At 66.9% G+C, this 25,943-nt stretch carries 18 protein-coding genes; 15 read left to right on the top strand and 3 right to left on the bottom strand.

What is annotated here, in order from left to right:
- Positions 1-56: 56 nt before the first annotated feature.
- Positions 57-698, top strand: a complete 642-nt coding sequence (locus ISP14_RS02435; protein ID WP_404535994.1) for a hypothetical protein — start codon at positions 57-59, stop codon at positions 696-698.
- Here ISP14_RS02435 and ISP14_RS02430 read toward each other — a convergent pair.
- Genes ISP14_RS02430 through ISP14_RS02420 form a run of 3 tightly spaced genes read right to left on the bottom strand, consistent with a single transcriptional unit; the run spans position 695 to position 5,195 of the window.
- Positions 695-2,785: an oxidoreductase gene (locus tag ISP14_RS02430; RefSeq protein ID WP_404535992.1), complete on the bottom strand. Its 2,091-nt coding sequence runs from the start codon at positions 2,783-2,785 to the stop codon at positions 695-697. The genes ISP14_RS02435 and ISP14_RS02430 overlap by 4 nt on opposite strands.
- Complete coding sequence (locus tag ISP14_RS02425) at positions 2,782-4,128, bottom strand: amino acid permease (protein WP_404535990.1); 1,347 nt, start codon at positions 4,126-4,128, stop codon at positions 2,782-2,784. The genes ISP14_RS02430 and ISP14_RS02425 overlap by 4 nt, the downstream gene beginning before the upstream one ends.
- Entirely contained in the window at positions 4,125-5,195 is a 1,071-nt protein-coding gene (locus ISP14_RS02420) for an aromatic ring-hydroxylating oxygenase subunit alpha (RefSeq protein ID WP_404535987.1), read from the bottom strand. Before ISP14_RS02420 ends, ISP14_RS02425 begins: the two co-directional genes overlap by 4 nt.
- A 272-nt stretch (positions 5,196-5,467) precedes the next feature.
- On the opposite strand from ISP14_RS02420, the gene ISP14_RS02415 reads away from it, so the two are divergent.
- The 14 genes from ISP14_RS02415 to ISP14_RS02350 all read left to right on the top strand — a co-directional run bounded on the left by ISP14_RS02415 (position 5,468) and on the right by ISP14_RS02350 (position 25,942).
- Positions 5,468-7,486 carry a tetratricopeptide repeat-containing sulfotransferase family protein gene (locus tag ISP14_RS02415; RefSeq protein WP_404535985.1) on the top strand — a complete coding sequence of 673 codons (2,019 nt, stop codon included), beginning with the start codon at positions 5,468-5,470 and terminating at the stop codon, positions 7,484-7,486.
- A 46-nt stretch (positions 7,487-7,532) separates the two neighbouring features.
- Positions 7,533-10,094, top strand: coding sequence for a TonB-dependent receptor (locus ISP14_RS02410; protein ID WP_404535983.1), 2,562 nt, complete (start codon positions 7,533-7,535; stop codon positions 10,092-10,094).
- A gap of 379 nt (positions 10,095-10,473) precedes the next feature.
- The gene (locus ISP14_RS02405; protein ID WP_404535981.1) at positions 10,474-11,745 is read left to right on the top strand and encodes an efflux RND transporter periplasmic adaptor subunit; all 1,272 of its coding nucleotides are present in this window, start codon (positions 10,474-10,476) and stop codon (positions 11,743-11,745) included.
- Positions 11,746-11,900: 155 nt separating this feature from the next.
- Entirely contained in the window at positions 11,901-12,626 is a 726-nt protein-coding gene (locus tag ISP14_RS02400) for an ABC transporter ATP-binding protein (RefSeq protein WP_404535978.1), read from the top strand.
- Positions 12,627-12,672: 46 nt separating this feature from the next.
- Entirely contained in the window at positions 12,673-14,019 is a 1,347-nt protein-coding gene (locus ISP14_RS02395) for a TolC family outer membrane protein (protein ID WP_404535976.1), read from the top strand.
- 62 nt (positions 14,020-14,081) lie between these two features.
- Positions 14,082-15,392, top strand: coding sequence for an ABC transporter permease (locus ISP14_RS02390; protein ID WP_404535974.1), 1,311 nt, complete (start codon positions 14,082-14,084; stop codon positions 15,390-15,392).
- A gap of 10 nt (positions 15,393-15,402) precedes the next feature.
- A complete protein-coding gene (locus tag ISP14_RS02385; RefSeq protein ID WP_404535971.1) occupies positions 15,403-16,644 on the top strand; it encodes an ABC transporter permease in 1,242 nt (413 codons plus the stop codon).
- Positions 16,645-16,685: 41 nt separating this feature from the next.
- On the top strand, positions 16,686-18,002 hold the full coding sequence (locus tag ISP14_RS02380; RefSeq protein ID WP_404535968.1) for an ABC transporter permease: 1,317 nt from the start codon (positions 16,686-16,688) through the stop codon (positions 18,000-18,002).
- A gap of 10 nt (positions 18,003-18,012) precedes the next feature.
- On the top strand, positions 18,013-19,239 hold the full coding sequence (locus ISP14_RS02375; RefSeq protein WP_404535965.1) for an ABC transporter permease: 1,227 nt from the start codon (positions 18,013-18,015) through the stop codon (positions 19,237-19,239).
- 131 nt (positions 19,240-19,370) lie between these two features.
- Positions 19,371-20,687, top strand: a complete 1,317-nt coding sequence (locus tag ISP14_RS02370) for an ABC transporter permease (RefSeq protein ID WP_404535963.1) — start codon at positions 19,371-19,373, stop codon at positions 20,685-20,687.
- 10 nt (positions 20,688-20,697) lie between these two features.
- On the top strand, positions 20,698-21,957 hold the full coding sequence (locus ISP14_RS02365; protein ID WP_404535961.1) for an ABC transporter permease: 1,260 nt from the start codon (positions 20,698-20,700) through the stop codon (positions 21,955-21,957).
- A 49-nt stretch (positions 21,958-22,006) separates the two neighbouring features.
- On the top strand, positions 22,007-23,323 hold the full coding sequence (locus tag ISP14_RS02360; RefSeq protein ID WP_404535959.1) for an ABC transporter permease: 1,317 nt from the start codon (positions 22,007-22,009) through the stop codon (positions 23,321-23,323).
- A 10-nt stretch (positions 23,324-23,333) separates the two neighbouring features.
- Entirely contained in the window at positions 23,334-24,548 is a 1,215-nt protein-coding gene (locus ISP14_RS02355) for an ABC transporter permease (protein ID WP_404535956.1), read from the top strand.
- Positions 24,549-24,634: 86 nt separating this feature from the next.
- Positions 24,635-25,942, top strand: coding sequence for an ABC transporter permease (locus tag ISP14_RS02350; RefSeq protein WP_404535955.1), 1,308 nt, complete (start codon positions 24,635-24,637; stop codon positions 25,940-25,942).
- The last annotated feature ends 1 nt before the right edge of the window (position 25,943 follow it).

Here is a 25,943-nt window from a genome sequence, read left to right as displayed (position 1 = left end):
TGCCGCAAGCCGAGGTACGTCCTCTTCCTTCTCCCCTCCCGTCAACGAGAGGGGGCATGCTTGAGTCCACTCACTGCCAGCCCGCTGCCGCGCCATGGGTCCGGCAGCAGCAAGCCTGTCCGACGATGGAGATCGCGATGTTCGGTTGGCTGGCTACCCACGTTGCCCGTGTCTGTCCACGCGCCGTCGGCGCCGATGTGGAACGCCGCTGGTTGCGGATCGCACCATCGTTGCTCGCGCGTCGTTTGCCTGCCGCGGGACCCCTGCTGTACCTGCCGTGTGCGGTGCCGACGCCTGCGGATGCACCCACCGGCCTGCTGGCGGGATGTCGCGAGTTGGCGCCGCTGCTATACGTGCGCCGGCTGGTCGCCGCCTGCGCGGTCGGCAGCGACGGTCCGCACGAATGGCTGGAATGCCGCGCCCGCGATGGTCGCCTGTGCGCCCGCCTGCATCTGCTGCCGGACAGCGATTACCTCGGCTGGGATGCCCTGCTGGCGGAGGGCACCCCGGTGCGCGCCGAGCGCAGCGCGCGCCGCGGCGACGAACGCATCAAGGCGGCGCAACTGCTGGATTTCCAATGCCTGCGGCTGGCCGGGTTCGAGGTGCTGGATGCGCTGCCTACGGCGCGGGTGTCCGCATTGGGCGGCGGGATCGCGCGCGGCATCGCGCGGGCCGAGGGACTGGCGCTGAGTTGCTAACCGCGTTGGCGCTGCAAGTCGTCGGCGTCGGCCGTGTGGAAGTGGCGCCTGAAGGCGACCTCGCCGGCGGCAGTTTCTTCCAGCTCGCGCGCGTAGCGGTGGCCGGCGTAGACCGCATGCGCGATCAGGCCCGGCGCTTCGGCGTCGCCGATGCAGCGCAGCGAGCGGATGCCGGCGTCGGCCCACTCCGCCTCGCGCTGCCGCAGCGCGTGATACAGCGCATCGTCGGGCAGGCGGGCGGTAACGGTGACCACGGCGTCGCAAGCCAATTCGCGCTGCCGATGGGTCCACACGTCCTCGATGGTGAGCGTGTCGCCGGCATAGTGGACGATGTCATGCGACACCATGGCTTCGATGCCGAGTTCGGCCATCCGTTTACGGACATGCCGATAGTCGAGCGTGTTCAGCATCCACGGCGCGAGGCTGTCCTCGGGCGTCAGATGGATCACCTCGCAGCCGCGCGATTGCAGCAGTTCGGCCGCCACGCTGGCGTGGTAATAGCCGTCGTCGTCGAAGATCACCACGCGGCTCCCGGCGTCGGGCAGGCGGCCGTCCATCAAGTCGTCGGGAGTGAACACGCGCGCGTTGTCCGCGAAGCCCGGAATATCGGAACCGTGGCTGCGGCCGTAGCCGTGGCGGCGCCAGTGGCAGCCGGTGGCCAGCACCACGTGTTCGGCGCCGAAGTCGAGCACGTCCTGCGCGGTGAGCGGCGAGTCGAGATAGACGGCCACGTTGGCCAGCTTGTCGATCTGGCCTATGCGCCAGTCGCGCACGCGCGCCCATTCGGCCAGGCCGGGCAGGCGCGATTCGCGGGTGACGCGGCCGCCGAGCGCCTTGCGCGCTTCGGCCAGGCTCACCTCGTAGCCGCGCTGGCCCAGCGCCCGCGCGGCCTCCAACCCTGCCGGGCCGGCGCCGACCACCAGCACGCGCGCCGCCGTGCGTTTGGGCGCGATGTGTTCCGGATGCCAGCCTTTGCGCCATTCCTCGCCCATGGTGGGGTTCTGCGTGCAACGGATCGGCGAGATGGTCATGTCGCCGGAGACGCAGACGTTGCAGCCGATGCACTCGCGGATGTCGTCGACGCGGCCTTGCTCGATCTTCCTTGGCAGGAACGGGTCGGCGATCGACGGGCGCGCGCAGCCGATCATGTCCAGCACGCCGCGCTTGAGCTGCGACACCATAGTGTCGGGCGAGGTGAAGCGGCCCACGCCCACCACCGGCTTGGTGGTGGTCTTCTTCACGAAGTCGATGAACGGCTCCTGCGCGCCCTCGCCGGCGAAGCGCGAAGGCACCGAGTCGTTGTACCAGGCGGCAAGGTTCACGTCCCACAGGTCGGGCAACTCGGCCAGCATGCCGACGATGTCCTGCGCTTCGGCCAGCTCCACGCCGCCGGGGCCGAGCAGCTCATCGACGGCGAAGCGCAGCGCCACCGCGCAGCGGTCGCCCACTGCCTCCTTCGTATCCTCCAGCACCTCGCGCAGCAGACGCACGCGGTTCTCCAGCGCGCCGCCGTAGTCATCGCTGCGCTGGTTGCGCCGGCGCTGCAGGAAATGCATTGCCAGCGACAGATCGTGCGCGGCGTAGACGTAGATGATGTCCATGCCAGCGCGCTTGCCGCGGATTGCCGCCTCGCGGTGCCAGCGCCGGTACTCGCGGATGTCGTGCAGCGTCATCGCGCGCGCCTGGTGCGGATAGCCGTACTTGGTGGGCTGATGCGAGGGCGCGATCAGCACTTCGCGCGAATACAGGTTCGACGCGGTGGGGCCGTTGTGGGTCAGCTCCAGCGCGGCCAGCGCGCCGTGCGCGTGGACCTTGTCGCACATCAGCGCCAGTGCGGGGATGTCGCGGTCGTCCCATAACCGCGCCTCGACATAAGGGGTGAGGTCGCCGCTGGGATGGATCTCGCACTCTTCGGTGGAGACCACGGCCCAGCCGCCCTCGGCCTTCGCTTCGCGCATGGCGGCGTGCGCCAGCGGCATCGCGTGCCCCATGCCGTTGCAATGCGGCACCTGGAAGAAGCGGTTCTTGGCGGTGACCGGGCCGATCCTCAGCGGGGTGAACAAGAGGTCGTAGCGCGGATCTCTCACGGCGGCAGCGCTCCGCTCGCAGGAGCGCTGCGGCGGCGCAGGCGCATCAGCGCGTACAGCGGCAGGCCCGCCGCAGCCAGCCCCAACGCATACAGGAAGGGTTCGCGGCCGGTGCCGACGAAAGCGAACACCACGAACAGCACGCAGGTGCCCGCGATGACCATGGTCCGGCGCGTGGCGCATCCGGCGTGGCGCCTGCGCCAGAGCACGGCCAGCGCCAGGCCGCAGCACAGATAGAGCGGCAGGCTGGCGGCCGTTCCCACGCGGGTGAGGAAGGTGAACGCCGACACCAGTGACTTGCTGTAGCTCATCGCGATCATCGCCGAGGCCAGCGCGCCGGTGACCAGCAGCGCCACCACCGGCGTGCCCTGGCGGTTGTAGCGGGCCAGCACGGTTGGCAGCACGCCGTTGCCGGCCATCGTGCAGGTCAGCTCGCCGACCAGCAGGGTCCAACCGTTGAGCGCGCCCAGTCCGCTGACCGCCACGAACAGCGCCAGCCAGCGCCCGGAGCCGGCGACAGCGTAGCGATCCATCAGCAACGCGAACGGTGCGCTGGTGTCGGCCAGCTCCTGCTGCCGGATCAGCAGTAGCGGCACGGCCGAGACGATGATGTAGATGGCCGCGGTCAGGATGGCGCCGACCATGGTGGCGCGCGGGATGGTGCGCGCCGGATTGTCCACGCGTGCCGCCGGCACGCTGGCCGATTCGATGCCGATCATCGCGAACAAGGCGATGGTGGAGGCCGCGGTGATGCTGCCCAGGGTGATCGGCGTGGCGGGTAGGTGCGCGGTGTAGCTTGCCGGCGAGGTCAGCAGCAGCCAGCCGCCCAGCAAGGCAATCGCCAGCATCGGCAGCAGCTTCAGTGCCGTGGTGAGGATCTGCATGCCGCCGCTGCTGCGCACACCGCACAGGTTGACCACCACCAGCGCCCACAGCAGACCCTGCGCGAACCACATGGGCGGCAGCGCGCCCAGCGGCGGGAACACCACGACCAGGTAACCGACCACGCCTGCCGCCAGCGCGGAGTTGGTCAGCCACACCGACACCCAGTATGCCCACAGCGCCAGGTACGCCGTCAGATCCCCCAAGGTGTGGCTGATGTAGCCGTAGGGCCCGCCTACCTCGGGCAAGGCCTGGGCCAGCTGCGAAAACACGCGGGCCAGCACCAGGCAGCCCGCCAGCACGATGACCCAGCCGATCAGCGCGTTGAAGCCGTATGGCGCCAGCGAGGCCGGCAGGACGAAGATGCCCATGCCGATCACGTTGCCGATCACCAGCGCCGTGCAGGTCCAGAAACCGATCTTGCGCTCGCCGTGCGCGCTGGTGGCGGCGACCTCGCTCATGCGGACTCTCCGGCGGGGCCGGCGTAGGCCCCGCGCAGCAGATTCTGGAAATGCCAGACGCCGCTTTCGCGTTTCGGGTTGAGCCGGCCGGGTACGTAATGGCCGGAAGCCAGGCCCTTCTGCACGGCCGCGCAGATCGCGATGTCCTCGTTCTGCACTTCGTCGCTGAAGCCCTGGTCGGCGGCGATGCGCGCCTGCGCGGCCTCGTCCTGTGCGTAGTAGTAGTCGAACACCACGCGGCAGCGGCCCGGCCCCAGCGGCAGGATGCGGTTGGTCTGCATGCGCCCCGGCATGATGTTGAGCATCACGTTCGGATAGACGAAGTAGTAGTACGCCTGACCGTCGCCGTAGATGTCGCTGCTGTTCCGCAGCGGCGAGGATTGCAGCGAATGCCACGGGAACAGCTCGGTGTCGTAGGCGCGGTAGTCGAGCACCCGCGACAGGCCGGGATGCACGTGCGGCAGGTGGTAACCCTCGAGGAAGTTGTCGACGTAGACCTTCCAGTTGCAGTCGATGTCGTAGACGTCGCGGCGCAGGTAGCGCATCGCCGCCAGGTCGATCGGCGCAATACGTTCGGCGATGCCGCCATAGACTTCGTCGAAGGCCGGCGTTTCGGGATCGAGCGCCAGGAACACCAGGCCCTGCCATTCGTGCACGCGCAGCGGTGGTAGGCGGATGTCCTCGACCTTGAAGTCGCAGGCGTCCTGCATCTCAGGCGCGCTGCGCAGCTGGCCTTCCAGCGTGTAGGTCCAGCCGTGGTACTTGCAGTGCAGGGCGCGGATGCCCTTGCCGTCGCACAGCGCCAGCGGCCCGGCGCGATGGCGGCAGACGTTGGGAAAAGCGCGCAGCACGCCGTCCTGTCCGCGCACCAGCAGCACCGGCACTCCGGCGACCTGTTCGACCACGTGGTCGCCCGGCTCGGCCAGTTGCCCCTGGTGCGCCACCAGCTGCCAGCTGCGTGCGAACACTGCGCGCTGCTCCATCGCCAGCATCGCGTCGCCAAAGTAGTAGCGCGCCGGCAAGGCGCGTGCGCGGTTGAGTTCTTCGACGCTGGTGTCGACAGACATGTGGTTTCGATCCCCGGATGGCGTGGCGCGGCGGGCCTGCGTTTCGGCGGCATCCGTGCTCCGCGCGTTCCCGGCAGTGTATGTCCGATCCCGGCGCGTGTGTCCACCATCGCAGCATCGTGACTGCCACTATCTGTCGGCCGGATTCGGGTGCTAGATTGCCGCGAATCCCTTGAGGAGCTGCCGTCGCCCATGCCACGCGCCGTGTTCCTGTCGTGCCGTGCGGAAATCGCCCCGCACGCGTTGGCCGCACCGTGGCGGCAAGCCGGCGCATGACGGAGGCCGCCGCCACCGGCACGCTGGAGCAGGCGCTGGCCCACGCCACGCGGTTGCTGGAGCGCGATCCGGCACTGGCGGCCGAACAGCTCGATGAAATCCTGCAGGTGGCCCCCGGCCATCCGCGCGCCCTGCACTTGTTGGCGACCGCGCGCGCTTCGCTGGGCGATCTGCCCGGCGCGCTGGCCATCCTCGTGCCGCTGGCGCGGACGCAGCCGAACGCGGCGGCGATCCATTTCGACCTGGGAGTGGCACTGGGTCGCAGCGGCAGCGAACGGGATGCCATCGCCGCGTTGCGGCACGCGGTGGCGCTCAAGCCGGAGCTGCCGCAGGCCTGGCGCGTGCTTGGCGATTGCCTGACGGCAGCCGGTGAAGCCGAAGCGGCCGATGCGGCCTATGCCTGCCACGTGCGCCACGCCACCCGCGATCCGCAGCTGATGGCCGCCGCCGTGGCCCTGGCGGAAAACCGCATTCCCGAGGCCGAGGCGCGCCTGCGCGAGCATCTGCGACAGGCGCCCACCGACGTGGCGGCGATCCGCATGCTTGCCGAGGTCGCCGCCCGGCTGGGTCGCAACGAGGATGCGCTGCATCTGCTCGAACGTTGCCTGGAGCTGGCCCCCGGCTTCCGCGAGGCGCGCCGTAACTATGCGCTGGTCCTGCATCGCGGCAACCAGCCGGAACAGGCGCTGGCCGAGATCGAACGCCTGCTCGCGGCCGATCCGGAGGATGCCGGCAGCCGCAACCTCAAGGCGGCAGTGCTGTGCCGCACGGGCGATTACGAGCAAGCCATCGGTATCTACGCCGCGTTGCTGGAGCAGTACCCGGACAACCCGAAGCTGTGGGTGAGCCAGGGCCACGCGCTGAAGACCGCCGGGCACAACGAGCGCGCCGTCGCGGCGTATCGCCGCAGCCTGGCGCTCGAACCCTCGTTCGGCGAGGTCTGGTGGAGCCTGGCCAATCTCAAGACCTTCCGTTTCAACGCAGACGAGCTGGCCGCGATGCGCACGCAGCTGGCGCGCGCCGACCTGGGCGAGGACGACCGCCTGCACCTGGAGTTCGCCGTCGGCAAGGCGCTGGAGGACGCCGGCGAATACGAACCTTCGTTCCGCCACTACGCGCGTGGCAACGCGATCCGCCACGCGCAGCTGGGCTACCGCGCCGACGACACCAGTGCGCGGGTGCGCCACATCCGCGAGCACTACACGCGCGAGTTCTTCGCGGCCCGTGCCGGCAGCGGCTGCCCGGCGCCGGACCCGATCTTCGTGGTCGGACTGCCGCGCGCCGGCTCCACCTTGATCGAGCAGATCCTGTCCAGCCACAGCCGGGTCGAAGGCACGATGGAGCTGCCCGAGATCACCTCGATAGCGCGTCTGTTGCGCGGGCAGGGCGACGCCGACGGCGCGATGCCCTACCACGACGCGCTGGCGGCACTCGATGCCGACGCCCTGCGTGCGCTGGGCGAACGCTACCTCGCGCACACCCGCATCCAGCGCAAGACCTCGGCACCGCTGTTCATCGACAAGATGCCGAACAACTTCATGCACGTCGGCCTGATCCACCTGATGCTGCCGAACGCGAAGATCATCGACGCGCGCCGGCATCCGCTGGCCTGCGGCTTTTCGGTGTTCAAGCAGCATTTCGCGCGCGGGCAGGGTTTCAGCTACGGGTTGGAGGACATCGGCCGCTACTACCGCGACTACATGGCGCTGATGACGCATTTCGACACCGTGTTGCCGGGGCGCATCCATCGCGTGGCGTATGAGCGCATGGTCGAGGATACCGAGGGCGAGGTACGCCGCCTGCTCGATTACTGCGGCCTGCCGTACGAGGCGGCCTGCCTGCGCTTCTTCGAGAACACCCGGCCGGTGCGCACGGCCAGTTCGGAACAGGTACGCCAGCCGATCTACCGCGAGGGACTAGATCACTGGCGGCATTACGCGGCGTGGCTGGAACCGCTGGCATCGGCCCTGGGGCCGGCGCTGGCGGGCTGGTCCGACGCACCGGGAGGGGAGTAGCGGTTCGATATCGATCGATGGTCGTGGAATTGCCTGGGGAGGGCTTATGCACACGAGTAGGTTGAAACGGATCACGGGAGTGCCGAGGGTCGGACTGGCCAGGCTGCCGCTGGCGGCAGCGATCTGCCTGGCCATCGCCGCGCCGGTGCTGGCGCAGGACACGGGGCAGTCCGGGACGGCTACGGCCGCGCCCGCGACCAAGGCGAAGACGAAAACCACGACGCTGGGCGTGGTGACGGTGACCGCGCAGAAGCGCACCGAGAACCTGCAGAAGGTGCCGATCAGCATCGGCGTGCTGGAGAACGACCAGCTCGAGGCGTTGCACGTGCAGAGCTTCAACGACTACGTGAAGTACCTGCCCAGCGTCACCTTCCAGCAGGGCGGCGGCGGTATCGCCACCGGCCCGGGCTTCGCCACCATCTACATGCGCGGCGTCGCCAGCGGCGGCAACACCAATCATTCCGGTTCGCAGCCCAGCGTCGGCGTGTACCTCGACGACCAGCCGGTCACCACGATCCAGGGGCCGCTCGACATCCACATGTACGACATCGCCCGCATCGAGGTGCTGGCGGGGCCGCAAGGTACGCTGTACGGCGCCAGCGCCGAGTCGGGCGCCCTGCGCATCATCACCAACAAGCCCGACCCCAGCGGGTTCGCGGCGAACTACACGCTGGGCGTCGACCAGGTCAATCACGGCGGCATCGGCAGCACGTTCGAGGGCATGCTCAACCTGCCGGTCAGCAAGGACGCGGCGGTGCGGCTGGTCGCCTGGCATGAGCACGATGCGGGCTTCATCGACAACAAGGCCGGCTCGCGCACCTTTCCGTCCTCAGGCATCACCGTCAGCAATGCGGACGGTTGCACGCCGAGCGGCAGCGGACCGACTGCGGCGGTGCAATGCTCGGGACACGCCAGGAACCACTACAACGACGCCACTACCAACGGCGCACGCGCGGCGCTGAAGGTCGACCTCAACGACGACTGGTCGATCAGCCCGACCCTGATGGGGCAGCAGGCCATCACCCACGGCAGCTTCGCCGTCGACCCCGTCGTCGGCCCGCTGGCGGTGACGCATTTCTACCCCGAGCGCGTCGACGACCGCTGGTGGCAGGGCGCGTTGACCGTGCAGGGCAAGATCGGCAACTTCGACCTGACCTACGCCTATGCGCACCTCAAGCGCAACCAGGAGGAGCAGACCGACTACAACGACTACTCGTTCTGGTACGACACGCTGCAGTCGCTGGGCACCTACTTCGTCGACAACAGTGGCGCGATGGTCAATCCGTCCGAGTACATCACCGATCGCGATCACTACAGCAACACCAGCCATGAGCTGCGCATCGTCTCGCCTGCGGAAGACCGGCTGCGGGTTACCGCAGGCGTGTTCTGGCAGAAGCAGAAGCACGACATCCTGCAGAACTACCAGATCAGCGGCCTGGCCACCAATCTGTCGGTTACCGGCTGGCCAAACACGATCTGGCTGACCCGGCAGGTGCGCTACGACTACGACAAGGCGCTGTTCGGCGAGCTGTCCTACGACATCATCCCCGACACGCTCACCGCCACGGTCGGCGGGCGCTACTACCGCAGCGAGAACCACCTCTACGGCTTCTACGGCTACAGCAAGGGCTTCTCTTCCAGTTCGCTGTACGGCGAGGCGGGTTGCATGGACGCTACGCCGTTCCTCGGTGCGCCATGCTCGGACTTCAACCGGTCGGTGAAGGACAGCGGCACGCTGGGCAAGGCCAACCTGACCTGGAATATCTCGCCCACCAAGATGCTCTACGTCACTCGTTCGGAAGGCTATCGGCCGGGCGGCATCAACCGTGCCGGCGACATTCCGCCCTACCAGCCGGATTTCCTGACCAATATCGAGCTCGGCTGGAAAACCTCCTGGCTCGACAACCGGCTGTCGTTCAACGGCGCGGTGTTCCGCGAGACCTGGAACCACTTCCAGTTCAACATCCTGGGCCCGAACGGCCTGACCATCATCAAGAACGCCAACTCGGCGCGGATCGACGGCTTCGAGTCGCAACTGGTCTGGCAGGCCACCTACAACCTCAACCTCAGCGCCGGCGTCGCGTTCTACGATGCCAAGCTCACTGCCGACTACTGCGGCTTCGTCGACAACGCCGGCAACCCGGTCAGCTATTGTCCGGCGGGCACGATCAATCCGCAGACGGGCACGCCGGTGTCCGGGCCGCAAGCGCCCAAGGGCACCCAGTTGCCGATCACGCCGCGCTTCAAGGGCAACCTGGTCGCGCGCTACACCTTCGATCTGGGCCAGTACGAGGGCTTTGCCCAGGCCGCACTGGTGCACGTGGGCCAGCGCACCAGCGACCTGCGCCTGAAAGAACGCAGCGAGCTCGGCGGTCTGCCTGCGTACAACTCCGTCGATCTGTCCGCGGGTATCGGCAAGGGCAGCTGGTCGGTGGACGCCTACATCGACAACGCGTTCGACAAGCGGGCGGCGCTGTTCAAGTTCAGCGAATGCCAGCCGTCGATCTGCGCCGCGCCAGGTGTATCGGCGCAGTATCCGAACGGGCAGGTCTACACGGGTGTCAACCAGCCGCGCACGATCGGCCTTCGCTTCAAGCAGGAGTTCTGAGCGGCGATCGCAGGTCGCCGGTCAGTGCGAGCCACGGACGGCTCGCGCGCTGGCCAGGCGCTTCGCCTGACCAGCGGAGCGCGAACGAAGTTCGGGCGCAGCGAGCGGGGAAAGTGCAGGAAAGCGCTTTCCCTGCATCCATGCCGGCTGTTGCCGGACTGGCAATAAACCGACAAACCCCGGCACCCGCCGGGGTTTTTCATATGCGCGCGTGCAACCGCCCTGTCCGGTGTCCGCGCAGTGTCCGCGGACACCGGGGTTTTGCGCCTTGGTGAATGCAAGCTACGGAAATGTCGCGTGTTTTTCCGGCGAGGCGGGTTGGCACGCCGATTGCTGAGTAGAGAACAGGGCCGCACTGTCCGCGGCTGGGGAATGCTCGATGATCCGCGATACTTCCGCTCAAGACCGCATCGTTGAGGTCAAGCCCAACCGCAAGCGGCGCCTGCTGTTCATCGGCGGCGGCGTGGCCTTGCTGGTGGTGCTGGCGCTCGCCATGCCCAGCATCTTCCGCCTGTTCTCGGCCGACGCCTCGGTGAGTGCGTCGCGGCTGGCTTTCGCCAACGTCGAGCGTGGGCCGTTCGTGCGCGACATCGCCGCCGAGGGCAAGGTAGTGGCGGCGAACAGCCCCACGCTTTATGCCACCTACGGCGGCGCGGCGGTGCTGAAGGTGCGCGCCGGCGATACGGTGAAGAAGGGCCAGGTGCTGGCCGTGGTAGACAGCCCCGAGCTGCGCAACAAGCTGGCGCAGGAGCAATCCAAGGCCGACGCGATGCAGGTGGATTATCTGCAGTCGCAGGTAGACGCGCGCACCAAGCGCGGCGAACTGCAGAAGGCCTACGACAACGCCCAGATCGACGCCAAGAGCGCCGCCAACAACCTCGATCGCGAGCAGAAGGCCTACGCTGCCGGCGCCTCCACCGGCGTCGCGGTCGACAAGGCCAAGGACGACCTGGAGAAGGCCAAGATCACCCTGGCGCATGCCAAGGCCGATCTCGGCATGAGCAACGACAGCCTCAACTTCAACATCCAGTCGAAGAAGCTCACGCACGACAACCAGATGCTGGTGGTGCAGGACCTGCAGCGCCAGGTGGACGACCTCAACGTGAAGTCGCCGGTGGACGGCCAGGTCGGTCAGCTGTTCATCGCGCCGGTGGCTACCGTGGCGAAAGACGCCCAGCTGCTCAGCGTGATCGATCTCACCGCGCTGGAAGTGGAAGTGAAGGTGCCCGAGAGCTTCGCCCGCGACCTCGCGATCGGCATGACCGGCGAGATCAGCGGCAACGGCAACACCTGGAAGGGCCTGGTCAGCGCGATCTCGCCCGAAGTGGTGAACGGCGAAGTGGCTGCCCGCGTGCGCTTCGAAGGCACCACGCCGAAACAGCTGCGCCAGAACCAGCGCCTGTCCGTGCGCATCCTGCTCGACAAGCGCGACAACGTGCTCACCGTGCAGCGCGGCTCCTTCGTCGACGAGTCCGGCGGCAGCTACGCCTACGTGGTCAAGGACGGCATCGCCACCAAGACGACGATCCGCGTGGGCGTGAGCAGCATCGACAAGGTGGAGATCCTGCAAGGCCTGAACGAAGGCGACCGCATCGTGATCTCCGGCACCGACAGCTTCAAGGGCGCCCAGCGCGTCGCGATCAGCAGGTAAACGCTTCCCCTCTCCCGTCGGGAGAGGGGGCGCAGGGAGGGAGAGGGTGCGGGCAGAGCGATAGGTATCGCTACGGCCGGACCCTCGACCCGACACCTCTCCTGGAGGGAGAGGCGCTTCAAAGAACCATCCACCACCACCGAGGAATGTGAACCATGCTCAAGATGACCCACCTGTCCAAGGTCTACCGCACCGAAGTGGTGGAGACCTACGCGCTGCGCGACTTCAACATCGACGTGAAGGAAGGCGAGTTCGTCGCCGTCACCGGTCCGTCCGGTTCGGGCAAGACCACCTTCCTCACCATCGCGGGCCTGCTGGAAACCTTCACCGGCGGCGAGTACCACCTCGATGGCATCGAAGTGAGCCAGTTGAACGACAACGCCCGCTCGAAGATCCGCAACGAGAAGATCGGCTTCATCTTCCAAGCGTTCAACCTGATCCCCGACCTCAACGTGTTCGACAACGTGGAAGTGCCGCTGCGCTATCGCGGCATGAAGGCCCCCGAGCGCAAGCAGCGCATCATGGACGCGCTGGAGCGCGTGGGCCTGGCTTCGCGCTTCAAGCACTACCCGGCCGAGCTCTCCGGCGGCCAGCAGCAGCGCGTGGCGATCGCCCGTGCGCTGGCCGGTTCGCCCCGCCTGCTGCTCGCCGACGAACCTACCGGCAACCTGGACACGCAGATGGCCCGCGGCGTGCTGGAGCTGCTGGAAGAGATCCACCGCGACGGCGCCACCATCGTGATGGTGACCCACGATCCCGAACTGGCCGCACGCGCGCAGCGCAACGTGCACATCATCGATGGCCAGGTGGTGGATCTCGCCGAGGATCCCCGTTTCCACGCCAGCGTGGCCGCCGCGCGCGGCAATGCCAGTCCGGCCTGAAACCGGCCGTGACCGCCATCGTCTACACCATCCACGAGTGCCGTCCATGCGTGTGAAGCTGCTACCCGTGCTACTCCTGCTCGCCGTCGCCCCCGTCGCGGGGCACGGCGAAGACCTGATGGATGCCTACCGGCAGGCCGTCGCCAACGACCCGGTGCTGGCCACCGCCGACGCGCAGCGGCTGCTGGTGGCCGAAGGCGTGCCGGTGGCCCGCGCGGCGCTGTTGCCGCAGTTGTCCGCCGGGTTGGAAATGGACCAGATCCACAGCGGCGGCAACACCCAGACGACTGCAGGCAACGGCAATATCGTGCAGACCGGCGGCGGCGGTCACACGCGCGACCGCACCCTCACCGGCAACCTCAGCCAGTCCATCATCAACCTGTCCGCCATCGCCGACCTGCGGGCCGCGAGTGCGTCCCGCGATTCGCAGGAACAGACCTATCAGGCCGCACTGCAGAACCTGTACGTGCGTGTGGCCAACGCCTACTTCGGCGTGTTGCAGGCGCAGGACGTGCTGGACATCGACCGCTCCTACGAGGACTCCTACAAGACCGAGTTCGAGCAGACCTCCGCGCGCTTCAAGAATGGTCTGTCGATGGAGGCGGATGTCAACCAGACCAAGGCGCTTTATCTGTACTACAAGAGCGTGCGGATCAACGCCGAAGACAATCTCAAGGATGCGCGCCGTGCGTTGCAGCAGATCACCGGCAAGCCGACGGGCGAGTTGAAGAAGCTCCGCGACGACCTGCCCATGCAGGGGCCGCAGCCTAACGACGAGCAGGCCTGGGTGGATTCGGCGCTGAGGACCAATCCCTCCGTACTCGCCGCGCGCTACGCGGTGAACAGCGATGAGCACAAGGTCACGGCGGCACGCGCAGGGCACCTGCCCACGCTCACCGCCGGCGTGGGCTACAACAAGTTCGGCCAGTGGTCGAACACCACGCCGAGCACGGGCGCCTACGGGCCGGCCACCACCACGGTGGGCCTCACGCTCAGCATCCCGCTGTTCAGCGGCGGCCTCACGCACGCACAGGTGAAGCAGGCGCTGTACCAGCGCGACGCCGACCTCGGCACGCTGGACAGCCAGCGCCGCCAGGCCGCGCGTGACGCCGCCAACTATTTCAACCTGGTGAAGGACGGTATCGAGCAGGTGAAAAGTGCACGCGAATCGGTGGACGCGGCGGAGAAATCGCTGACCTCGATGCGCGCGGGTTACACCATCGGCACGCAATCGATGACCAATGTGGTGTTTGCCATCCAGTACGTGGCCAATTCGCAGTTCCAGTACACCGCGGCCAGGTACCAGTTCGTCCTCAACAAGCTGCTGCTCAAGCAGGCCGCCGGCACCATCGACATGCACGACCTGGCAGCAGTCAACGGGTTGTTGCAATGACGCACGAACCTGCCATCGCCAGTCGTATTCCGGCCATCGCCGCTGCGGGGAGGGGCTGACTCATGTTCGCCTACTACTTCCAGCTCGGCCTGCGCAGCCTGCGCCGCAATCCCGCACTTACCGCTCTGATGGTGATGGCGATCGGCTTCGGCGTGGCCGCGTCGATGACCACGTACTCCGTGTTTCGCGCGGTGTCGGGCAACCCGATTCCGGACAAATCCGCGCGGCTGTTCACGCCGCAGATCGATGCCTGGGGCCCGCAGCAGAACCTGAAAGGCGAGCCGGCGGAGGCGGTGGGCTACACCGACGCGATGGCGCTGATGCGGGCGCACGAGGCGAAGCGGCAGACCCTGCTGTACCAGGTGCAGCTCTCGGTGATACCTGAGGGCAACCGCGACATGCCGTTGAATGCCATCAGCTACGCCGTCTCCAGCGATTTCTTCAGCATGTTCGAAGTGCCGTTCCGCTACGGCGGCGGCTGGAGCGCGCAGGACGATGACGCGCGGGCCAGCGACGTGGTCATCGGCAGCGAACTCGACCGGAAACTGTTCGGCGGCGCGAACAGCGTGGGCCGCACGCTCAACCTGGGTGGCCATGACTACCGCATCGTGGGTGTCGCCAGCCACTGGAATCCGCGGCCACGCTTCTACGACCTGTTCAGCACCAACGGCTTTGCCGAGGAGCCGGATATCTACATCGTGTTCAACCGTGCGCTGGATCTGGAGATGCGTCCGAGCGGCCGCAACAGCTGCCGCGGTTCGCTGAGCTTCACCACCTGGCAGGAGTACCTGCAAAGCAACTGCGTATGGATCACGCCGTGGGTGGAACTGGACAGCTCCGCCGAAGTCGACAGCTACCGTCGCTTTCTCACCAATTACGCCGATGTGCAGCAACGCGCCGGCCGGTTCGCCTGGGCTCCCAACGTGCGCCTGCGCGACGTGGTGCAGTGGCTCGATTACGAGAAGGTGGTGCCGCCGGAAAGCCGCATGTCGCTGGTAGTGGCGCTGGGTTTCTTCCTGATCTGCCTGGTCAACACCATCGGCCTGCTGCTGGCCAAGTTCATGCGCCGCGCCAGCGAGATCGGCGTGCGGCGCGCACTGGGCGCGACGCGCGGCGAGATCTACGCCCAGTACCTGATGGAAGCCGGCACGGTGGGTCTGGCCGGCGGCGTGCTGGGCTTGTTGCTCACCGCGGTGGGCGTGGCTGGCGTCGGCGTGTTGTTCCAACCGGAAATCGCGAAGCTGGCGACGCTCGACCCGTCACTGGTGGCGCTCACGTTTGCCGTGGCCATCGCCGCCACGGTGCTCGCGGCGTTCTATCCGGCCTGGCGTGCGGCGCACGTGCAGCCTGCGTGGCAGTTGAAGTCGAGCTGAGGAGCAAGCCATGAACATCCAGATCAGGCCCATCCTCGTCGCGCTGCGCCGGCACAAGGCAGGCACCTTGCTGATCGCGCTGCAGATCGCGTTGACGCTGGCCATCGTTTGCAATGCCCTGTTCATCATCCACCAGCGGCTGAGCAACCTGTCGCAAGCCAGTGGCGTGGACGAGGCCAATGTATTCGTCATCACCAACATATGGGCCAACGGCGACCAGCCGACGACCCAGGTCGATGCGCAGGTACGCGCCGACCTGCTCGCGCTGCGGCAACTGCCGGCGGTGCTCGATGCCACGCCCGGCAGCAGTTACCCGCTGAAGGGGGGCGGCTGGGACAACTTCGTCATGCTGACGCCCGAACAGGTGCAGCCGACGTCGGATGTGGCGGTATATACGGGTGACGAGCATTTCGTCGACACGCTGGGCCTGAAGCTTATCGAAGGGCGCAATTTCAGGCCCGACGAGGTGATGCTGATGGGTACCCAGCAGGCCATCACGCCGCCGTCGGTGATCGTCAGCAAGGCAATGGCCGATCGCCTGTTTCCGGGCGGCCATGCGCTGGGCAAGAGCTTCTACTCGATGAGCCCGGTGCCGACCACCATCATTGGCATCGTCGACACGCTGCAACGGCAGACAGTGGACAATTTCAGCCGTTCGCATGCCAAGCAGTCGTTGATCTGGCCGTTGCGTGCGGACGATTCGCGCGGCGTCTACTACATCGTGCGCGCCAAACCCGGCCAGCTTGCCGATGCGATGCGCGAGGCGCCCAAGGCGCTGATTGCGCAGAATCGCATGCGCATCATCGATCCCAAGGATGGCATCCAGGATTACGCCACCATCCGCCGCAAGGTGTACGACAGCGACCGCGGCATGGTCATCCTGATGAGCATCATCTGCGCGGTGCTGCTGGCGATCACCGCCGCGGGCATCGTGGGCCTCACCAGCTTCTGGGTGGGCCAACGCCGCAAGCAGATCGGCGTGCGCCGCGCGTTGGGCGCACGGCAGCGCGACATCCTCGCCTACTTCCTGACCGAAAACTTCCTCATCAGCGCGGCCGGTGTGGTGATGGGAACCGTGCTGGCGATCGCGTTCAACCTGTGGACGAAAACCCGTTTCGAAATGAGCAACATGTCGATGGCTTACGTGGGCGTCGGCGTGATTGTGCTGTTGCTGCTGGGGCAGGGCGCCGTGCTGGCGCCGGCGCTGCGCGCTTCGCGCGTGTCGCCGGTGGAAGCGACGCGTTCGGTATGAGTGTGGATCGACACCAGGCCAACAGGAGATAGGGAAACCGCATGCTTGCGTACTATCTACGCCTCGGTCTGCGCAGCTTGCGGCGCAACCCGATACTGACGACGCTGATGGTGCTCGCCATCGGCTTCGGCGTCGCGTCGTCGATGACGACCTATGCGGTGTTCCGCGCGGTATCCGGCAATCCGTTGCCGGACAAGTCCTCGCAGTTGTTCGCGCCGCAGATCGATATCTGGGGGCCGCAGAGCCGCACGCAGGGCCTGAATCTCCCGGACGCGCTCAGCTACACCGACGCGATGGCGCTGATGCGCGCACGCAAGGCGCGTCGCCAGGCCGCGATGTATCCGGTGAGCTACACCGCGATTCCGCAGGATGCCGCCAGCGAGCCGTTTGCGGTCAGCGGCTACGCCACCTACGGCGACTTCTTCCCGATGTTCGAGGTGCCCTTCATCTATGGCGGCGGCTGGGACGCCGGCCAGGACGACGCGCACACCTCCGTGGTCGTGATCAGCAACCAGCTCAACCGGCAATTGTTCGCCGGTGCCAACAGCGTGGGCCGCACGGTCCGCCTGGACGACCACGACTACCGGGTCATTGGCGTGACGGCGGACTGGAATCCGCGGCCCCGCTTCTACGATCTCGCCAACAACGATGGCTTCACCGATCCGCCGGATTTCTTCCTGCCATTCACGCACGCGGTGGATCTGCAGACGGAAACCATGGGCAACAACAACTGCTACGGCAGCGCCGGGCGCGCGCCGGGCTGGCAAGGCTGGCTGCAGTCCAGCTGTACCTGGGTGTCCTTCTGGGTGGAGCTGCCGGATGCCACCGCGGTACGGGCGTATCGCGACTTCCTCCAGGGCTACGAGGCCGAGCAGAACCGCGCCGGGCGTTTCCACTGGCCGGTCTACTACACGTTGCTCAACCTTACCCAGTGGATGGATTACGAAAAGGTGGTGCCGCCCGAGACGCGGATCTCGCTGCTGCTGTCGCTGGGGTTCCTGCTGGTGTGCCTGGTGAACACGGTCGGCCTGATGCTGGCCAAGTTCATGCGTCGCGCGGCGGAGATTGGCGTGCGGCGCGCGCTGGGTGCCTCCCGGCGCGAGATCTGGGCGCAGTTCCTGATGGAGGCGGCCATTGTCGGCATCAGTGGTGGTGTCATCGGTGTCCTGTTCACCGGCATCGGCGTGCTCGGCATCGGTCTCGTGTTCGAACCGGATATCGCCCGGCTTGCCCGCATTGACGTCAGCCTGGTGGCGCTGACCCTGGTCTGTGCACTGGTCGCGACGCTGGGCGCCGCGTTCTATCCCACGTGGCGGGCCGCGCGGGTGCAGCCCGCGTGGCAGCTGAAATCCAACTGAGGCGAAGACGATGCAGATCCGTCCCATCCTCGCCACGTTGAAGCATCACAAGGCCGGCACCTTGCTGATCGCGATGCAGATCGCGCTGACCCTGGCGATCGTCTGCAATGCGCTGTTCATCATCCGCCAGCGCGTGACGCATCTTTCGCAACCCAGCGGCGTCGACGAAGCGAACCTGCTGGTGGTCAACAACGAATGGGCCGGCAAGCCGGCGCCAGGCGAGATCGCATCGCTGATGGCGGCCGACGTGGATACCGTGCGCAAGCTGCCGGGTGTGGCGGATGTCTACGCCAGCAACACCTACCCGATGAGCGGCGGCGGCATCGCCTACGGCATCGGCCATTCCCCCGACAAGCTCAAGCCGGTATCGACCACCGCGATCTATTTCGCGGACGAGAATGCGCTGCCGACCCTGGGGCTGAAACTGGTGGCGGGGCGCAACTTCCAGCCCGACGAGATCGGCCAGGTCGACCGGCACGGCGATGTCCAGCCTGGCGCCATCATCGTGACGCGCAAGCTGGCCGACCGGCTGTTCCCCGATGGTTCGGCGCTGGGCAAGACCGCCTACATCAGCAAACAGCCGAGCACCATCGTGGGCGTCGTCGAGCGCCTGCAAACGCCCTGGGTGGACAGTAGCGTGGCCGAGTTCGCCGATGACTCGACACTGATCCCCTACCGGCAGCTCACGGCTTCCACCGTCTATGTGGTGCGCGTGCAGCCGGGACAGCTCGAGAGCGTGCGTAGTCATGTGCGCCCGGCGCTGTATGCCGCCAATCGCATGCGGGTGATCAGCCCGAAGACTGGCGTGCGGACATTTGCCGAGATCCGCGCGGCCGCCTACACGAGCGACCGGGGCATGGCGGTCCTTATGGGCGTCATCAGCGTGGTGCTGCTGGCCATCACGGCAGCAGGCATCGTCGGTCTCAGCAGCTTCTGGGTCGGACAGCGGCGCAAGCAGATCGGCGTACGCCGCGCGCTGGGCGCCACGCAGCACGACATCCTCGGTTACTTCCTCACCGAGAACCTGCTGATCAGTGTGGCGGGTGTGCTGGTCGGCGCGGTGCTCGCGCTGGGGCTGAATCTGTGGCTGATGAAGCAGTTCGAAATGTTGCGGATCGCGCCGGGTTATGTGGTGGTCGGGGTGGTCGTGTTGCTCTTGCTCGGACAGGGCGCGGTGTTGGCGCCGGCGCTACGCGCTTCGCGCGTGCCGCCGGTGGAGGCGACGCGCAGCGTGTGAGTCTGGTTTCTCCCCTCTTCCATCGGGAGAGGGGCGGGGAGAGGGGACGGGCGAGCGCGCTGCTCGCTACCGGGCCCTCCACCCCAACCCCTCTCCCGATGGAAGAGGGGCCCAAACAACGGAGAGACGAAATGTTCGCCTACTACCTTGATCTGGCACTGCGCAGCCTGAAACGCAGCCCTGGCCTCACCGCGCTGATGGTGCTGGCGATCGGCTTCGGCGTGGCCGCGTCGATGACCTCGTGGTCGGTATTCCGTGCCGTATCGGGCGACCCGATTCCGTGGAAATCCTCGCAACTGTTCGTGCCCCAGGTCGACAACTGGGGGCCGAGCGGGCGCAACGCCAACGGCGATCCGCCGAACGCGATGGACTACACCGAAGCGACGGCGCTGATGCGCGACCATCGCGCCAAGCTGCAATCCGCGATGTACCAGATCTCGCCTTCGGTCGTGCCTGCGGAGGCCACCAAGCATCCGATCAACGTCAGCGGCCACGCGGTATTCGGCGAGTTCTTCGCGATGCTGGATGTGCCGTTCCAGTACGGCAGTGGCTGGGCCGCAAGCGACGATGCCAACCGCGCTCAGGTGGTGGTGATCAGCAGCAAACTCAACCAGAAACTGTTCGGCGGCGCCAACAGCGTGGGCAAGAGCGTCAACATCGAGAGCCGCGACTATCGCGTGGTGGGCGTGCTGAACGACTGGAACCCGCAGCCGCGCTTCTACGACGTGGTCAACTCCGGCGGCTTCGATAGCGGTACGGAGGACGTATTCGTGCCGTTCCAGACCGCCATCCAGGCCAGTATCCCCAACGACGGCAACACCAACTGCAACGCGACGCCGAAGGAATCCGGCTTCGTCGGCCTGCAGCACTCCGAGTGCATCTGGATCTCCTACATGGTCGAGCTGGACGACGCGGCGGCGGTGACTGCCTACCGCGACTACCTGCAAGGCTATGCGCGCGAACAGAAGCAGGCCGGCCGTTTCAGCTGGGAGCCGAACAACCGCCTGCGCAACCTGCCGGCCTGGCTGGACAACCAGCAGGTGGTGCCTAGCGATACCAAGGTCTCGTTGCTGGTGGCGCTGGGGTTGCTGCTGGTGTGCCTGGTCAACACCATCGGCCTGCTGCTGGCGAAGTTCCTGCGCCGCAGCGCCGAGATCGGCGTGCGCCGCGCGCTCGGCGCGCCGCGTCGCGCGATCTACCTGCAGTTCCTCACCGAGGCCGGCATGGTCGGCATGGCCGGCGGCGTGCTGGGCCTGCTGCTCACCTGCGCCGGCGTGGCCAGCGTGGGCTGGGTGATGCCGAAGGACATCGCTGCCCTGGCGCGACTGGACGTCTCGTTGCTGGTGATGACCCTGATCGTGGCGGTGATCGCAACGATGCTCGCCGGCTTGTACCCCACCTACCGTGCCTCGCGCGTGCAGCCCGCGTGGCAGCTGAAGAGCAATTGAGGAGCGCGTCATGAAACTGCATCCCATGATTGCGGCATTGCGCAAGCACAAGGCCGGCGTGGTACTGATCGCGCTGCAGATCGCGCTGACCCTGGCGATCGTCTGCAATGCGATCTTCATCATCGGCCAGCGCGTCGACCGGGTGAACCGCCTCACCGGACTGGACGAGAGCAACCTGTTCCTGGTCAGCCAGCAATGGGTGGGCGCGCCCAGCGCCGACACGCCGGATGGCGTCGCCAAACTCGATGCCATGCAGAAGGAGGATCTCGCCGCGCTGCGCAACCTGCCCGGCGTGGCCTCGGTGACGCCGATCAACTCGATACCGCTGCTCAACTCCTCGTGGAACGGAGCGCTTTCGACCAAGCCGAACACGCAGTTTTCCGACAAGGGGCAGAACGTACGCACCTCGTACTACTTCACCGACGAGAATGCCTTGTCGACCCTGGGGCTGCGTCTGGTGGCGGGCCGCAATTTCACCGCGGCGGATATACAGAACCACGGCGTCCGCGACCAGTTCACCAACGCGATCGTGATCGTCACCAAGGCGCTGGCCGACAAGCTGTACCCGAAGGGCGACGCCGTGGGCAAGGTCATCTACGTCGACGGCAGCAGCTCGCCCAGCACCATCGTAGGCGTAGTGGAGCGTCTGCAGGTGCCCGGCACCGGCACCTGGACCAACAGCTTCGTCTGGAACACCACCTTGATCCCGGTGCGGCTGGACGCGAACTTCGCGCGCTACGCAGTGCGCACCAAGCCGGGCCAGCTGGAGGCGACGATGCGCGCGGCTACGCCCACGCTGTACCAGGTGAACCCGTTGCGCGTGCTTGACGACGACAGCGTGAGGTCGTTCGGTGACATCCGCACCAAGGCCTATCGTGCCGACGTGGGCATGGCGATCCTGATGGGCGTGATCTGCCTGGTGCTGCTCAGCGTTACTGCGGCAGGCATCGTCGGCCTCACCAGCTTCTGGGTCGGCCAGCGGCACCGCCAGATCGGCGTACGCCGCGCGCTGGGTGCGCGCAAGGTCGACATCCTGCACTACTTCCAGCTGGAGAACCTGCTGATCGCGGGCTGCGGCGCCCTGATTGGCATCGGCATGGCGGTGGGCCTCAACCTGGCCTTGATGCGCTACTACGAGATGGATCGCTTGCCGATGCTCTACACCGTGGTCGGCGTGGTGGCCGTGCTCGTGCTAGGCCAGTGTGCGGTGTTCGTGCCCGCGCGGCGCGCGTCCAACGTGCCGCCGGTGACGGCCACGCGCGCGGCATGAGTGCTTCCCTCCCTCGCATGGGGGAGGGAGCAAGGCTAAGGAGGAAGGAATGTTCGGCTATTACCTCGATCTCGCACTGCGCAGCCTGAAGCGCAACCGTGTGCTCACCGTGCTGATGGTATTGGCGATCGCGGTGGGCATCGGCGCCAGCATGACCACGCTGACGGTGATGCACCTGCTCTCCGGCGACCCGTTGCCGGGGCGCAGCCAGCACCTTTATTACCCGCAGGTCGATCCATCCCCCAAGCAGGAGCAGAAGCGGCCGTTCGACGTGATGGACTACCGCTCGGCGGTGGACCTGTGGAGCGCGCATCGCGCCGACCGTCAGGCGCTGATCGCGGTCGCCACGCTGAAGCTGCGCGCGCCGGAGACGAACCTGCCGCCGCTGATGTCGCGCGTGCTGGCTACCACCGGCGACTTCTTTCCCATGTTCAACGTACCGTTCCAGTACGGCAGTGGCTGGAGCGCCGACGACGATACGAAAAACACGCGCGTTGCCGTGATTTCCGACGACCTCAACCGCCAGCTGTTCGGCGGCGTCGACAGCGTGGGCCGCACGTTGCGGCTCAAGGACAGCGACGTGCGCATCGTGGGCGTGCTGGCGCCGTGGCGGCCGTCGCCGGTGTTCTACGACGTGGCCGGCGGCCGCTTCTCGAACGGAGACACCGCCAGCTTCTACGGGAAGCCCGAGGATGTGTACCTGCCGTTCGGTACCGGGCAGGACATCATCGCCGACGACTTCAGCGTGTTCACTTGCTGGGGCACAGGCGGCAACCAAAAGCTGCAGAGCTCGCCCTGCGTCTGGGTGGCGTTGTGGGTGGAGCTGGACAGTGCGGCCAAGTTGCGCGACTACACCCGTTTCGTCGCCGGCTACGCCGCGCAGCAAAAAGGCTTGGGCCGCTTCGCGCATGCCGACGACACGCAGCTGATGAGCCTGATGCAGTGGCTGGATTTCAATCACGTGGTGCCCAGCGATGTGCGTTTGCAGACCTGGCTGGCGTTCGCCTTCCTGGCGATCTGCCTGTTCAACACGGTGGGCCTGCTGCTGGCGAAATTCCTGCGCCGCAGCGGCGAGATCGGCGTGCGCCGCGCGCTCGGCGCCACGCGCCGCACGGTGTTCGCGCAATGCCTGGTGGAGGCAGGGCTGATCGGTCTGCTCGGCGGCACCGGCGGCTGGCTGCTCACCATGGTTGGCCTGTGGCTGGTGCGCAGGCAGCCGGTGGAATACGCCGATCTCGCGCACCTGGACGTAGCGATGTTCCTGACCACCTTCGTGCTGGCGGTGATGGTGAGCCTGGTCGCTGGCGCGCTGCCGGCGCTGCGGGCCAGCCGCATCGCGCCCGCCCTGCAACTCAAGACGCTGTGAGGGCGACGACATGCAGACCCGACTGATATTCGCCGCACTGCGCAAGCACCGTCTCGCCACCGTGCTGATCGCGATGGAGATCGCGCTGGCCTGCGCGGTGCTGTGCAACGCCTGTTTCATGATCGCCAACCGCCTGCAGCTGACCAAGGTCGACGGCGGCGTGGACGAGCGCGCACTGGCCGTGCTCACGCTGAGCGGCTTCGACGCGGCGCAGCCGGGCGATCTCAACGCACGCGTGACTGCCGGGCTGCGCGCGATTCCCGGCATGCAATCGGTGAGCGTGGTCGGCAGCGTGCCGTTCGCCGGGCACGGCACCAATGCCGGCGTCACGCTGGACCCTGCCGGCAAGCGTTTCGGCGGCGTGCTGGGCTTCTACACGGATGGCCCCGGCAGCTTCGAGGCGCTGGGCCTGCACCTGGTGGCCGGCCGTGCGCCGCAGGCCGAGGATTTCCAGCCGATGGCCGCCTTCGTGCCGAACGACTCGCAAGTGGTGGTGAGCCGCACGCTGGCCGAGCATCTGTGGCCCGACGAAGATCCGCTGGGCAAGGAGTTCTGGTGTGGCAACTTCCATTTCCGCGTGGTGGGCGTGGTAGCGCATATGGCGCGCCCCGGCGCGGGCGAGGGCGGCACGGGCACGATCGAGTGGTCGGTGTTCGTGCCTGCGCAGCCGGGGCCGAACCTGGCCGGCACCTACCTGCTGCGCGCCGATCCGAAGGACTTGCCGCGCGTGCTGCGCGACGCCAAGGCGGCGATTGCGAAGATCGCACCCGACGTGGTGCTCGACCACGACGCCAGCCGCACCATCGGCGAGCTGCGCGAACGTTACTTCCGCAATGACCGCGTGATGGCCGGCATGCTGGTGGGCGTGATCGCTGCGCTGCTCGGCGTCACCGCGCTGGGCATCGTCGGCCTGGCCAGTTTCTGGGTGGCGCAGCGGCGCAAGCAGATCGGTATCCGCCGTGCGATCGGCGCCACCCGCGGCGACATCCTGCGCTACTTCCAGACCGAGAACTTCCTGATCGTCGGTTTCGGCATCGCGCTGGGCATGTTGCTGGCCTACGCCCTCAACGCGGTGCTGATGAAGTTCTACGAGTTGCCGCATCTGCCGCTGTACTACCTGCCGGTTGGCGCGCTGGCGTTGTGGCTGCTCGGCCAGCTCGCCGTGCTCGGCCCGGCGCTGCGCGCGGCGGCGGTACCCCCGGTGGTGGCGACGCGGAGCGTGTGAGTTTTCCCCTTCGCCGATGGGAAGGGCAGCGAGGTGCGATCTCTTCCCCAGGCAGGGGAGGAGGGTGCAACTGAGGAGGCAGGGGAATGTTCGGGTACTACTTCGATCTGGCGCTGCGCAGTCTCAGGCGCAACAAGGCGCTTACCGCGCTGATGGTGCTGGCGATCGCGCTGGGCATCGGCGCGTCGATGACGACGCTCACCGTGCTGCACGTGTTGTCGGGCGATCCCCTGCCGGGACGCAGCAACACGCTGTATTACCCGCAGATCGATCCGCGCGACGGCCACGGGTACCTGCCCGGCAAGACGGAGCCGACGGATCAGGTGACCTGGATCGACGGCATGAACCTGCTGCAGGCGAAGCGCGCGGACCACCAGGCGCTGATGACGGGCGGCGACGTGGCCATCCAGCCCGACAACACCACGCTCGATCCGTTTTACGTGGATGCGCGCTACACCTCGGCCGATTTTTTCCCGATGTTTGGCGTGCCATTCCTCCACGGGCGCGCCTGGGCCGCGGCGGACGACGACGCGCATGCGCGCGTGGCGGTCATCAGCAGCCAGCTCAACGACAAGCTGTTCGGCGGCCAGGACAGCACCGGCAAGGAGTTGCGCCTGTCCGGCACGACCTTCCGCATCGTCGGCGTGATCGGCGACTGGAACCCCAATCCGCACTTCTACGACCTGAACCGGAAAAATTACAACGAGGATGAGGACGTCTTGGTGCCGCTGTCCACTTCGCAGGATGTGGGCTTGATCCACGATGGCAGCGTCAACTGCTGGGGCAACGGCGGCGGCGGGAGCACGCCCGACCACAACTCGCCCTGCGTGTGGCTGCAGTTCTGGGCGCAGCTGGACAGTCCGGCCAAGGCCGCCGCGTACCAGCAGTTCCTCGTCAACTACTCCGAACAGCAAAAGGCATTGGGACGCTTCCAGCGGCCGCCGAACGTACGCCTGCGCAACGTGATGCAGTGGCTGGATTACAACCAGGTGGTGCCGGACGACGTGCGCCTGCAGACCGGCCTGGCCTTCGGCTTCCTGCTGGTATGCCTGGTGAACATGGTGGGCTTGATGCTGGCGAAGTTTCTGCGCCGCGCTGGCGAGCTGGGCGTGCGCCGCGCGCTGGGCGCATCGAAGCAGGCGTTGTTCGCGCAATTGCTGGTGGAGTCCGGCGTGGTCGGCCTGGTTGGCGGTGCGGGCGGCTTGCTGCTTGCGCTGGTCGGCTTGTGGCTGGTGCGCCGGCAGCCGGCCAGTTACGCGGCCTTGGCAAGCATCGATCCGGCCATGCTGCTGACCACGTTCCTGCTGGCGTTGGGCGCGAGCCTGCTGGCCGGCCTGCTGCCCGCCTGGCGCGCCTGCCAGGTGACGCCCGCCCTTCAGTTGAAGAGCAACTGAC

Source organism: Dyella agri (assembly GCF_044904705.1).
GTDB classification, from domain to species: domain Bacteria; phylum Pseudomonadota; class Gammaproteobacteria; order Xanthomonadales; family Rhodanobacteraceae; genus Rhodanobacter_A; species Rhodanobacter_A agri.
This window is presented reverse-complemented; position numbering and strand designations above follow the sequence as displayed.